The organism is Bacillus alkalisoli, assembly GCF_002797415.1.
Taxonomy (GTDB): Bacteria; Bacillota; Bacilli; order Bacillales; family Bacillaceae_I; genus Bacillus_CD; species Bacillus_CD alkalisoli.
The window spans coordinates 1960405-1973137 of the sequence record NZ_KZ454944.1 but is presented as its reverse complement, the minus strand read 5'-3'; the positions used below and the strand labels follow the sequence as shown (position 1 = coordinate 1973137).

Annotated in this window: 15 protein-coding genes; 6 read left to right on the top strand and 9 right to left on the bottom strand. The window is 35.8% G+C overall.

The genetic code is table 11. The features are described 5' to 3' along the window. Positions 1-197: 197 nt before the first annotated feature. Together CDZ89_RS19650 and CDZ89_RS19645 are read left to right on the top strand one after the other, a co-directional pair. The gene (locus CDZ89_RS19650; protein ID WP_141395201.1) at positions 198-647 is read left to right on the top strand and encodes a ferritin-like domain-containing protein; all 450 of its coding nucleotides are present in this window, start codon (positions 198-200) and stop codon (positions 645-647) included. Continuing rightward, the gene (locus CDZ89_RS19645) at positions 617-1102 is read left to right on the top strand and encodes a ferritin-like domain-containing protein (protein WP_157842711.1); all 486 of its coding nucleotides are present in this window, start codon (positions 617-619) and stop codon (positions 1100-1102) included. The genes CDZ89_RS19650 and CDZ89_RS19645 overlap by 31 nt, the downstream gene beginning before the upstream one ends. Positions 1103-1321: 219 nt before the next feature. Here the strand turns inward: CDZ89_RS19645 and CDZ89_RS20180 are convergent, their stop codons facing one another. Beyond that, entirely contained in the window at positions 1322-1405 is an 84-nt protein-coding gene (locus CDZ89_RS20180) for a putative holin-like toxin (protein ID WP_227521586.1), read from the bottom strand. Positions 1406-1590: 185 nt separating this feature from the next. Further along, positions 1591-2061: an Lrp/AsnC family transcriptional regulator gene (locus CDZ89_RS09730; RefSeq protein ID WP_096154242.1), complete on the bottom strand. Its 471-nt coding sequence runs from the start codon at positions 2059-2061 to the stop codon at positions 1591-1593. A gap of 202 nt (positions 2062-2263) precedes the next feature. Here CDZ89_RS09730 and CDZ89_RS09725 point away from each other — a divergent pair, with 202 nt between their 5' ends. The 3 genes from CDZ89_RS09725 (at position 2264) to CDZ89_RS09715 (ending at position 5175) form a co-directional block, all read left to right on the top strand. Then, positions 2264-3178 (top strand): DMT family transporter, encoded by a 915-nt coding sequence (locus tag CDZ89_RS09725; protein WP_096154240.1) that lies wholly within the window; start codon positions 2264-2266, stop codon positions 3176-3178. Positions 3179-3322: 144 nt separating this feature from the next. Further along, positions 3323-4156, top strand: a complete 834-nt coding sequence (locus CDZ89_RS09720; protein WP_096154239.1) for an MBL fold metallo-hydrolase — start codon at positions 3323-3325, stop codon at positions 4154-4156. 380 nt (positions 4157-4536) lie between these two features. Continuing rightward, positions 4537-5175, top strand: a complete 639-nt coding sequence (locus tag CDZ89_RS09715; RefSeq protein WP_100333626.1) for a glycosyltransferase — start codon at positions 4537-4539, stop codon at positions 5173-5175. Between the two features lie 186 nt (positions 5176-5361). Here CDZ89_RS09715 and clpP read toward each other — a convergent pair whose 3' ends face one another. The 6 genes from clpP to CDZ89_RS09685 all read right to left on the bottom strand — a co-directional run bounded on the left by clpP (position 5362) and on the right by CDZ89_RS09685 (position 11416). Beyond that, positions 5362-5943 (bottom strand): ATP-dependent Clp endopeptidase proteolytic subunit ClpP, encoded by a 582-nt coding sequence (clpP, locus tag CDZ89_RS09710; protein WP_100333625.1) that lies wholly within the window; start codon positions 5941-5943, stop codon positions 5362-5364. A 20-nt stretch (positions 5944-5963) separates the two neighbouring features. Beyond that, positions 5964-6662, bottom strand: coding sequence for a sigma factor-like helix-turn-helix DNA-binding protein (locus CDZ89_RS09705; protein ID WP_100333624.1), 699 nt, complete (start codon positions 6660-6662; stop codon positions 5964-5966). Between the two features lie 1403 nt (positions 6663-8065). Then, positions 8066-9292, bottom strand: coding sequence for a lyase family protein (locus CDZ89_RS09700; RefSeq protein ID WP_319830052.1), 1227 nt, complete (start codon positions 9290-9292; stop codon positions 8066-8068). 321 nt (positions 9293-9613) lie between these two features. Continuing rightward, positions 9614-10093, bottom strand: coding sequence for a hypothetical protein (locus tag CDZ89_RS09695; RefSeq protein WP_096154229.1), 480 nt, complete (start codon positions 10091-10093; stop codon positions 9614-9616). Beyond that, positions 10090-10983, bottom strand: a complete 894-nt coding sequence (locus CDZ89_RS09690; protein ID WP_176483718.1) for a ParA family protein — start codon at positions 10981-10983, stop codon at positions 10090-10092. The genes CDZ89_RS09695 and CDZ89_RS09690 overlap by 4 nt, the downstream gene beginning before the upstream one ends. A 238-nt stretch (positions 10984-11221) precedes the next feature. Then, positions 11222-11416, bottom strand: a complete 195-nt coding sequence (locus tag CDZ89_RS09685; protein WP_096154226.1) for a hypothetical protein — start codon at positions 11414-11416, stop codon at positions 11222-11224. Positions 11417-11592: 176 nt separating this feature from the next. On the opposite strand from CDZ89_RS09685, the gene CDZ89_RS09680 reads away from it, so the two are divergent. Next, on the top strand, positions 11593-11976 hold the full coding sequence (locus CDZ89_RS09680; protein ID WP_096154224.1) for a DUF5336 domain-containing protein: 384 nt from the start codon (positions 11593-11595) through the stop codon (positions 11974-11976). Positions 11977-12058: 82 nt separating this feature from the next. On the opposite strand, the gene tenA is transcribed toward CDZ89_RS09680, so the two are convergent. Beyond that, complete coding sequence (gene tenA, locus CDZ89_RS09675; RefSeq protein WP_096154222.1) at positions 12059-12727, bottom strand: thiaminase II; 669 nt, start codon at positions 12725-12727, stop codon at positions 12059-12061. Positions 12728-12733 lie beyond the last annotated feature (6 nt).

Sequence of the window (12733 nt, the reverse complement as noted above, 5' to 3'; positions counted from 1 at the left end):
TTCAGGATTTTTACTTCTTTCATACTAGCAACTCCTTTCTCTTACAGAATTTACGATAGAGTTTAAGAAAAGTTTCAAATTTAATGGATAATGTTTCTAGGAACAAATAATACCTTATATTATTAAATTGGCCTTGCACCTTCACTTCTCTTTCTGACATATGATAAACAAATTGGAAAGAACATGGGAGGTATTATATGTATACAAATCCATATTATCAATACGCACAACAATACTGGCGTACAACAAATGATTCGATATTAGTTTCTGATATCCAAAAAGCAATTAATGGAGAGTATAGCGCAGTTCAATGTTATGAAAAATTAGCTGAGATGGCGCCAACAGAAAAAGAAAGAGATCGAATATTAGAAATTCGAAAAGATGAAATTCGCCACTTGGAGGAGTTTAGTAGACTTTATTTAAACTTAACTGGTAGACAACCACAACCAGAAATAGGTGAAGAGTGCGCTGAAACATATACAGAAGCGTTAGAAGCTTCTTTTATTGACGAACAAGAAACCGTTGATTTTTACTTAGATATTGCGGATAAAGCGAAGGATATATTGATTAAAAAGGCATTTCGGCGAGCGGCGGCTGATGAGCAAAATCACGCGGTATGGTTTTTGTTTTTTTTTCAAAAAATATAGAATTAATAAGGTCAGACCGTCAAAACAAGAATTTCGGTGCAATAGGTGCACTTGGGGCGGAATCTCTAGATTTAGCACAGATGTTGACCTTTGCTTTGCAAGATGAATATTTGGCACAAGCTAGATATGACAACATTATAGCTACCTTTGGAAATATTCGTACTTTTGTTCAAATAAAGCAAAGTGAGTTAAGACACATTCAAGCGTTATTACCATTGTTTGAAAGATATGGTGTTCCGTTGCCCGAGGACATTTCAGCTTCTTTTGTCACCACTCCTGAAAATCTGAAAGCCGCATATCGCGCTGGTGTAGATGGCGAGATTGAAAACATTGCGATGTATGAGAAATTTTTAACGTTTGAATTACCAGTAGACGTACGAACTGTGTTTACACAAGTTGGTAATGCTTCTCGAAATCATCTTGCTGCATTTGAGCGAGGGTTGGCAAGGAAGTGAGATAGTATAGCTATGTTAAAGTCCCTAATGGCTTATCTATATTCTTTAGTTTTCAACTCTATTAAAATGGGTTATAATATGCGTATAATGACATATATTAAAAAAGACCGAATCGGTGCTCGAACACCGTTTCGGTCAAGCAATAGTCGCAGGTCCCTTCAAGGGGGCGGCTTGTCTAAATATAAGATAACCCACTCTGCCGTCAAGCTCAAGGGTGGGTTATTTTCTGTCTAAATACGAGACGATAGATACAATCAAACCGGCAAATGAAATCATAAGCACTAACGTCTGAAATGTCGTCATCACAAGCACCACCCCCTTTCGTTCTTGGGGTAATGCCGACCACCCTTGAGTTTACCTGAATAACTATTGCAAAATTATTATATCACAAATAAGAACGTATGTTTCATCGGTTTTTCTGAAACTTCTTCTCCTTTACCTCAATTATTATGTTAAAAGGACCTGCACTTCTGTTGGACTAATTCGTCCTAAATAGGTAATACTGTCGAAAACTTTATTTCTCTTAAGGAAAGACTCGTTTGTATTCGTGTTATCCCTAGTTTATTCAACTTCCGGATAAAATTCTCCAATTCTCTTCTATCTTTGTTAATCACCTTTAGCATGTAATCATGCTCTCCTGTTAACAAGTGGCACTCTAATACTTCAGGCATTGCCCCTAAAGCTTGCTCCAAAACTTCGAGTTGCTCCGCTTGATGGATGTTCGTGCTAATAAAAATAATAGACAACAAATCAAATCCGAGCTTTTCTTGGTTTAAAATGGAAACACGTTGCTGTATGTATCCTTCATTTTCTAACCTTTTAATTCGGACATGCGTAGCAGGCGGTGACAACTTAACTCGTTTTGCAATTTCTGAATTACTTAGATGTGCTTCCGTTTGTAAAATTTTTAATAGTTGTATGTCTATTTCGTCTAAAACTTTACTTACAATGGACTCCACTTTCAATCACACCTTTCAATTATTCTAAAAACATAACACCTGTTTCTCTAATACAAAATATTTTTAATTAATATTGATTATTCACATAACATTATTTTGTTTTTTTACTATTATAAAATAAATTAATCTGTAAATATACGAAAAATGTTAAAATTATTTCATCAAGTATTCAAGTATTACTGAGCGGAGTGGAAGTTATTTTATGGCATACAAATATTACGGATTACTACTTTTAACAAGTTTCCTATGGGCTGGCAATTTCATCGTGGGTAAGTTTTTAGTCGATCATGCTTCCCCTATGACGTTAACGATACTACGCTGGGCAATTGCGGTACTTTGTCTATTCCCAATAGTTTGGTGGAGAGAAAAGAAAATCCTACCATCACGAAAAGCAATTTTACCTTTATTTCTAATGGGTATTACTGGAGCAGCCCTTTTTAATGTCTTTCAATTTCTCGCTTTAGAAAGTTCCACTGCTATGAATATTGGATTAATTTCCACATTAAACATTATTACTATCTCTGTGTTTTCTTTTTTCTTTTTAAAAGAAAAATTAAATGGTCTGCAAATTTTATCTATGATTATTTCCTTATTCGGTGTACTCCTCGTTTTATCAAAAGGAAACATCCAACATCTACTTTCTTTTCAGTTCAATGTAGGAGATTTATGGATGCTGGCTGCGGTCTGTATTTGGGGTATTTACTCTGTTTGTAGTAAATGGGCTTCACACACAACATCACCAATGATGGCGATACTTTATTCAGGTATTTTCGGGTTGTTGATACTTTTACCTTTCAATGTGACGAGTTTACATATTACAAATGTTAATGCTTCTTTTGTGTGGGCTATTGCTTATACAGGACTTATCTCAACCGTTGTATGTATGGTTCTTTGGAATATTGGCGTTTCTAAAGTTGGAGCTACTACTTCTGGGCTGTTCTTAAACTTCAACCCCATCTTCACGGTTATTCTAGCATTTTTCCTACTTGGAGAGCAGATGACTTGGTTACAAGGACTTGGAAGTGTAATTGTTATTTTGGGAAGTTACTTTTTCACATATTTTACATCAAGATTTATTTCGATTAATATTGCGGTGAAGCCGAGGCTTGCGAAATAATAGAAAGTTTTAGGACAGGAGTTACGACACACCATTTAATAGATGGTACGTAACACCTGTCTTCTTTTTTATGTATGATATTTGTATTTTTAGAGAACGTTATGGAAGAAATCTTTTCATCGTTAGAAAGGGGTTTGTTACATCATGAATCAACACGAGCTTCACCAAGATATTAATACTTTTGCAGAATCACACTTGCCATTAACGTCATTAAACAACGAACTGGAGATTACAGTTGTTCCAGACGTTCATTGCTTTACAGATAAAATAGTGAACATTGTGTACATAGACCTTCCGGATAATCAGTTCGTGCTTGTTGATGCTGGTATGCCACATTCAAAAGAACATATTAAGGAAAAACTAGAAGAGAGATATGGTAAAGGCACTAAACCAGCTTGTATTTTGTTAACACATGGCCATTTTGACCATGTTGGCTCTTTAGCTGAATTATTAGAAGAGTGGCAAGTTCCTGTTTATGCCCATCTAGAGGAAATGCCTTATTTAACAGGAAAGCGTAACTACCCAGAAGCAAACACAGATGCGCATGGAGGAATAGTCCCGAAGATTGCACCGATGTTCCCTAATCACGGTGTAGATCTTTCAGGGTATGTGCAACCATTACCGGATGATTACAGTGTTCCAAATTTGTTAGGTTGGAATTGGGTTCACACACCTGGTCATACACCAGGGCATGTATCATTTTTTAGAGAAAGTGATGGATTACTAATTGCCGGGGATGCTTTTGTGACGGTAAGGCAAGAATCACTTTGGAAAGTGCTTGTTCAAAAACAAGAAATTAGCGGCCCTCCAAAGTACTTCACCTTTGATTGGGTTCATGCAAAAAGCTCAATAGAAAAGCTAGCCGCATTAAATCCTCAAGTAGCGGTTACTGGACACGGTTTACCTATGACTGGAGAAGAACTAACACATAGTTTACAAAAGCTAATTAATCATTTTGACACAATTGGGTTAGCATAAAAATAGGTACAGGTTAGCCTCTTTAGGGATTAACCTGTACCTTTTTCTTCTTATTAGACTTTCTAATCATGTTCTTCTATTCATTTAAAATGCGACAGTACCCCCGTCCCCAATTCACATTAATTTGCATTTTCATATTAAATGACAGCCTTCAATTTCTTCAACCACTCCTAATAGACTAATCTAATTTTTAGTAGATTATTTCAACGTAGGATAGAGTTAATCCTCTTTATTTTCTCTATCTAAATATATTGTTCAGCTATTAAAATCAACACTTTTTTGGGCGTCTTAATTCGAACCTATAATTTCATAACCATGAATGATAAAACACTATTAAACATAATAAGAAGGAATTTTTAAAATTGGAAGGAGTAGTTTTGGTGAAAAGATTATTATTAATTGGAATGATTTTGTGTTTTCAGCTAAACGTGCTGGTTGGACCGATTGGTGCTCATGCTCAAATAGAGGAACAATGCATTAGCCAATCACAGGTGAAAATCGAAAATGAATTCAGAAGACTCTGGATTGACCATGTATTGTGGACTAGTAACTATATTACAAGTGCAACTACCTCTGGCGCGGAGGATCAAAAACAAGTCCTAGCAAGGCTGATGAAAAATCAAGTAGATATAGGAAATGCAATAAAGCCAGTTTACGGGGAAAAATTCGGAAATAAATTAAGGGCACTGCTAGAGGAACATATTGTTATTGCTGGCAAAATTGTTGATGCAGCGAAAAGCCAAAATGAAGATATGGTAAATCAACTAAATAAAGAATGGTATAGAAATGCTGATGATATAGCGGTGTTCCTAAATGGTATCAACCCGAATTTAAAAATGGAAGGTTTAAAAGAATTACTATATATGCATTTAGAATTGGTTGCAAATGATTTATCAGCAAGCTTATCAAAAGAGTGGGATGCTAGAATTGATGCAATTGATGATGGACTAACACATATAATCTTAATGGCAGACGCTATCTCCGCTAGTGTTGTTAAGCAGTTTCCTGAGAAATTTTAAAAATGTAGGTTTAAGAGACTTGAACTTCGACCTAGTATTTGCTGCTAGTTCGAAGTTCGTGCTCAAAATAATAATACTTCATTCCCCACCTATTACAGACAGGATTTCGGGGTAGGAGGAACTACCAATCATTTTTTGATGAGTCGAAACTCCTTCCCCCTTTATAGTATTTTAACGTTCAGGTTCTTACCTATTCTTAATAATTTCATCAACAATGCCATAAGCTTTTGCCTCTTCTGCAGTCATGAAATTATCACGATCTGTATCTCGTTCGACTTTTTCGACTGGTTGACCAGTTAATTGTGCTATTAATTTATTGGTGTCTTCTTTCAATTTTAAAATTCTACGCGCCGATATTTCAATATCGGTTGCTTGCCCTCTTGCCCCACCTAAAGGCTGGTGGATCATGATTTCACTATTTGGGAGAGCGAGTCTTTTTCCTTTTGTACCGGACATTAACAAAAGTGCACCAAATGATGCCGCCATTCCAATACAAATAGTTCTAACATCTGGCTTGATATAATTCATCGTATCGAGAATAGCAAAACCTGCAGTTGTAGACCCACCTGGACTATTAATATAAATGGAAATATCTTTATCTGGATCATCCGCAGCTAAAAACAAAAGCTGCGCAACTACGCTGTTGGCTATTTGGTCGTTTATTTCATCACCAATCATAACAATACGGTCTTTTAAAAGACGAGAATAGATGTCGTAGGATCTTTCTCCTCGGCTCGATTGTTCAATCACATACGGGATCATACTCATGATTAATTCCCTCCTTCTTACTATGCTGCCATCCTTAATCCATAGTGAGAAGTGTGTATACGAGTTGAACGATGCGAATAATTTAGAGCAGGAGCGTTTGATTGTAATGTTTGAATAGTCGGAATTGCTTGGATTAAAACAGTAGGATCTTGGTTACGGATACTCGTATTTATTAATCTCGATAACCATTCTGTTTCCTCTTCCTCCCAAAAAGAATCGATGATAGAGGACTCCTCTTCCAAATTTCCTTTTTCGATTCGATTTTTGTATCGGTGAACGATGGATTTAACAGATCCCTCTGACATTTGTAATATCTTCGCAATTTCATGAGATTTGTAATGAAAAGCCTCTTTTAAAAGAAAAGTGATAGCTTGCTTTGGTGTAAGATTTTTTAATAATAGCTCCGTAATGATAAACGAGCTCTCCATTTTATCCACATACGCTGACTGTTCCACTTCTTCTAAAAGGTCCTCTCTTTTTCGTTTTCTCGTCGTGTCCACCCATTGATGATAAGCTGTTTTTTGCAAAAGCCGAGTACTAATAATGGAACTATTACGGTACTTATTTAAGATTTTCACAAACGTTTCTTGAGCAAGGTCATTACCATCCCATTCATTTTTAGTTAAAAACAAGCAATACCGTCTAAGTTTTTCATATTTTTTTAGTAATTGTTCCTCGACTATATCGTTGGATGCAACTGCTCGTTGTTTTTCTTTCATCGTTTTGTTCACTCCTTTAAACACCACTCATTATATTAACGTTTCAAACATAGAAAAATGATACGGGGGGAGAAAAAATATTTCACTTCCTTAAAATTTGAGCATTTGTTCAGTTGTGGAATTAAGTTTCTGGATAGGAGGATTTGCAACAGCCATGTTACTTCCTTTTCTTATCCATTATAAAATTCAAGGAAATACTTGGTGATCTAATATATTCTAATATAGCAAAGTCTGACTTAGACATTTACTTTTTAAAAGGCCTCCATATCATCTTACTACTCGGTGGGATTTTAAACAAAAATCCTAGTCTTCAGGTCTAACAGTTGCAACACCTGGACTAACCGATTGGGAAGCCATTGGTGGAATAGCCTTTCTATTTTGATATTTCCGAAGAGTATTTTCATGGTATATAATTATTAAAGGAGAAGCTTAGTGCTTAGCGGGCTCAGTAACTTCGATTCAATAGTTTGTTTAGATTACACCACAATCGACAACAGACATTTCTACGATATTAAAACTCAAAAGGAACAGCTACTAGACTTTTTTGGTTGCTGTTCTTTTATTTTAACGGACTGTTTCTCCTCTTGTCTTCCCTCATTCAGACCACAACTTGTGTATATACGCCTTCTTCTCACATAGCATATAGTCAATTCGAGTTTATGAAAGGTACTTTCTCCATTTTTCTTAATTAAAGTTCGGTTCATAGTGCTTATGAAAGGCACTTTCACCTTTTTTCTTACTCAAAGTACGGTTCATAATACTTATGAAAGGCACTCTCACCTTTTTTCTTACTCAAAGTACGGTTCATAGTGCTTATGAAAGGCACTCTCACCTTTTTTCTTATTCAAAGTACGGTTCATAATGCTTATGAATGGCACTCTTACCTTCTTTCTTATTCAAAGTACGGTTCATAATACTTATGAAAGGCACTTTCACCTTTTTTCTTATTCAAAGTACGGTTCATAGTGCTTATGAAAGGCACTTTCACCTTTTTTCTTATTCAAAGTACGGTTCATAATGCTTATGAAACGCACTCTCACCTTTTTTCTTATTCAAAGTACGGTGCATAATACTTATGAAAGGCACTCTCACCTTTTTGCTTATTCAAAGTACGGTTCATAATGCTTATGAAACGCACTCTCACCTTTTTTCTTATTCAAAGTACGGTGCATAATACTTATGAAAGGCACTCTCACCTTTTTGCTTATTCAAAGTACGGTTCATAATGCTTATGAAACGCACTCTCACCTTTTTTCTTATTCAAAGTACGGTGCATAATACTTATGAAAGGCACTCTCACCTTTTTTCTTATTCAAAGTACGGTTCATAATACTTATGAAAGGCACTCTCACCTTTTTGCTTATTCAAAGTACTGTTCATAAATTATATGAAGAGCATCTCAATTAAAGCATACTTTTCGGATCCAACGCCTTTTCCATTTCTGGTGTAAGCAGTCCTTTTTCTTCTAATACTTGCTTTATGGTTACTTTACGCTCATCTGCTTCCATTCCGATTTGCGATGCTTTGTCATAACCTACGATAGAACTTATCCCCGTTACTAGCGCTAAGCTAGCATTCATCCACTTCTCGCAATTTTCTTTTTCTGCATCAATTCCAGAAATACATTTTGAAACTAATGTGGAGATGGCGTTGGACATTATTTCAATCGCGTCTAAAAACGTATAGGCGATGAATGGCATCATAACATTTATTTCTAATTGTCCTGCCAGACCAGCTGTTGCTATAGCTGTTTCATAACCGATTATTTGACAACAAACCATATGGGTCATTTCTAAAATGGCAGGGTTTACTTTTCCAGGCATGATAGTAGAACCTGGTTGGACAGATGGTAACGCAATTTCTGCCAGACCAGTCCTCGGTCCCGAGGAGAGTAAACGTAAATCACTCGTTATTTTTATTAAATGAATAGCAAGTTCTTTTAGCACAAGCATCACTCGAATTGGCGCATTCGTGTTTTGCATAAATGAAAACATTTCAGTTGGAGCACGAAAGGGTAAGTTTGTATACTTCCTTACCTCTTTTATGACTATCTCACTATACTTAGGATGAATATTATTACGGGTGCCAATTGCCGTTCCACCTAAACCAAGTTCATACAAACTGTCCAAAGTCTTTTCCAATTGTTTATACATTTCCTGAATAGTTTCCGCATATCCTGAAAACTCTTGTCCTAGCCGTATTGGAATAGCATCGTGTAGATGAGTTCGACCAGATTTCACAACTGGCATTAGTTCAATGGACTTTTTCTTAAGCACTGTTTGTAAACTTTCAATAGCCGGAAGCAGCTGATTCATTACCCCTTCAGCTCCTGCAATATGTATAGCAGCATGAAAAGTATCATTTGTTGATTGTGACATGTTCACATGGTCATTTGGGTGAATTCGTAGACCTTCAAGTTCTTCTCCTAAAATCTCTGTTGCTCTGTTAGCGATTACCTCATTAGTATTCATGTTTTGTGAAGTACCCGCTCCTGCTTGGAAAACGTCTATTACGAAATGGTGATCTAACTTTCCTTCAGCTACTTCTTCTGAAACTTTTATAATGGCATTTGCATAAGACGCTTGAAGGAGGCCATTTTCCATATTCGTTTTAGCCGCTGAAGCTTTAATAATTCCAAGTGCTTTGATAAACGATCGCGATAGTGTTTTCTTCCACTTATTTGATAATTATCCACCGCACGCTGTGTTTGCGCACCATAATAAGAGTCAATTGGGACTTTAACTTCTCCTAACGTATCCTTCTCTATCCGATATGAATTTGAAAAAGTCATGTTCTATCTCCTCGTAAAATAACATTAGTTCTATTGTCTCCATTTGCTTTCTATTTAAAACGAAAGAGAAATAGGATTTTTGTAATTACCCTCAGGGTTTACGACAAAAATTAGTGGAGTGTCGGATAAATACCGCAACCCTACACTCCATCACCTCTACTCACAATACCTTTGTCAATCTCTCACTCCGTAGCAAGGAAGCTACAGAACTATCAATCTCTTCTACTAATGCTTTTTTCGTCCATGATTTTTTGTAGGCTGCACTGTCATTGATGAGTACGTAAATGGCTCGTAATTCATTCACTTTGAACTTGCTTTTTTCGTTTTTATTAAGTTCTTTCCAAGAAATAAGTACATTCTTACTTTCACTTAAGAATGCGGTAGGAAGATTCAAGTTGTATTTTCTCAATAGTTCTGCAGGTGGCAAATAATTTAATAAATCTTGTAAAAATGCTTTTCCGTTCAAAGGTTCCTTTTTATTTGTTTTATTAGCTATCTTGGTTTCTTGGCCTACTCCATCTTTAATCGCGACAATAACTTCTTCTAATATATGAATATCACGTGCAAGTAACATTTTATCTACTGTTTCTAAAATTCTCTTACACTTTGTTAAAGTTTTTATGGCATCTTCTTTCTTCATACTCTCACCTCTATTAAACTAGGATCTAGTTCTCTTAAGATTTCCATTGCTAACTCTTTATACTTATACTGTTCTTCGCTGATACCCCCATTGGACATCGCGTCTGATATGTTGTTTAAATCTTTAATGACCGTTTTATACATTTTTAAATGTTTCAACTCCCCTAGTCCTTGAGGTAGAGATGTACCTTTTCGCATCGTTTCAAAAATTCCTAATAGTTTCGGCTTCTCCCCGAAAATTAGTTTTACAAAATGAGAATATTCCTTGTTGGAACAATATTTATCATAGATTTTATTTACAATCTTTATGTAGTGAGCTACACCTTTTGCACTCACCTTATCCATAATTGTTGGAATTAAATAATAGTCTGATAATAAAAAGCCGCTTTGGGTAATGAGATTGTTAGTTGGAGGACAGTCAAACATAATAAGATCATATTTTGCTTCTAATTGGTGGTCTTGAATAAAGTTATGGAGGATAAAGAGATTTTCTAGTCCGTTTTTTTCCGTTGTCATTTCCATCGCTATTTCGTCTAAACCACCATTACTATAGAACAGGTTCGATGGAATAAAATCGATGTTCGGATGATTTTTCATGCAGTTTTTAATCAACGTCTCTGTATTCAAGGAAAACCTCGTGTGATGTAATCTCTTCGCTTGAAGGTACATATCAAATACATAGTTTAACGATTCGTCATCCTCTAAATCGATTAAGTCTTTCTCTGTACTTTTCAAACACACTTCACTTAACGAACACTGTGGGTCTAGGTCAATTAATAAGATTTTGTAGTGTTTTGCTAAATAGTGAGCTAGGTAGTATACACTTGTTGTTTTACCTACACCGCCTTTGTAGTTGCCGATAAAGATTTTTCTAGCTTTCAGTTCTGTCATCCCCTTTAGTGTCATTGGTATCCTTTACCATATATAACGAAGGACGAGTTAAAATATTCTTATTAGATTTTTTCACTGGAGAAATTGCGGAAACGACGTATATTTAATTATTGATTGTTTAACGGTGTGATATCTTAAACATGAGAAAAAGTGATAAAAACCCCGTCCCCAATTTCACAACATACAAAAAGACAAGCCTCAAAGATTTGGCTTGTCTTTTTGTAGTCTGTGTATAGATTTATTTTCTACTTGGATCATCTAACGCTTGGTATGCCTGTTGGTATTTTCCGCCTTCAGCTACTTTGGAATGGTACAAAGCCTTTAAGGCAAAGTTTTTTTCTAGTTGGTGTTCACTTATTAACTCTTTTAAGTTCTTTTGTAGTTCTTCATTATCTTTTACTAATTGTTTCATTTGTGATTTTAAGAATTTCATAATTCACTGACTCCTTCCCGACACAAAACGCATTCCATGATTATAGCATTATTCTACAATAAACTATATACAAAGTATTCCTAAGGTTTATATGAACGTATACATGACTGACAAGGAATTTCTTCCTTAAATATAGAATATATGTAATTAGGAAAAATATAGAAGGAGCAAATCAGATGGAGAATATAGAAGAACAAGGGAAAAAGGTATTATCAGCTGTTATTGGCTTACTAGTGTTTCATGGATTTATTTCAATTTTTGTCTATGCAGCTTTAAACGACCATACGCTAGGCGTTGCGATTATTGATGCAATCTTTTTAGGCATATACGCGCTTATTTTATCTCTCATACATAAAGGATACCTCTGGGCGAAAGTCATCAATGTCATCTTTTTACTCGGTGGAATTTTAGTCGGAATCCTATTCATTTGGTCTAACCATGGAACAACTGGAATGATTGTATGGGAAGCGATCTCCATAACTGTGTACGGAGTAGCCGTTTATATCTTGCTATTTTCGAAGAGTATTTCATGGTATATGCATTTTAAAAGAGAAGCTTAGGAGAAATGGGGACGGGGTTTATTTCACATTCTGAGGTCAAGTACTCCATTTTGTGTGAAAAGATCCCCGTCCCTACTTCACATCACTCTGGCCACATTTGATTGTTATACGCCATATCCCAGAACATGTATTCAAAACGTGTTGTGTTTAAGAAAATTTCTTCTAATTCTAAGAGTTCTGTTTCTGTTCTTCCTTCAGCTAATTGATCCATTAACTCGATACACCATTTCGCTAATGTTCCGAATTCTTCTGAGCTATACATGCTAATCCATTCTCCGTATAGTTCATGCGCGGCAGCTCCAGGAATCTCGCTTAGTTCTTTTCCAATCTCCCAATAACTCCACATACAAGGCAATAATGCAGCCACTAGTTCGGCTAATGTTCCGCTTTGGCCTTTATGTAACATATAATGCGTATAAGCTAACGTAATAGGCGAAGCTTCCGCATTTTCCAACTCTTCTAAAGAAATGCCAAAACGAGCCGCATAGCTTCGGTGTAGAGCCATTTCTTCATGTAGAGTGGAATGCATTAATGCCGCAAATTTCTCCATCGTTTGTAAATCCGTTGCTTTAATTGCTCCGATACCAAACAACTTCGCGTAATCAATTAAATAAAGGTAATCTTGAATCATATAAAAACGAAACTTCTCCGCATCAAGCGTTCCATTGCCCATTTCCACAACAAACGGATGTGTGTGATTTTTCTTCCAAATATTTTCTAATTTCTGTTGTAAATGATCTGTAAATTTCATTTTCTT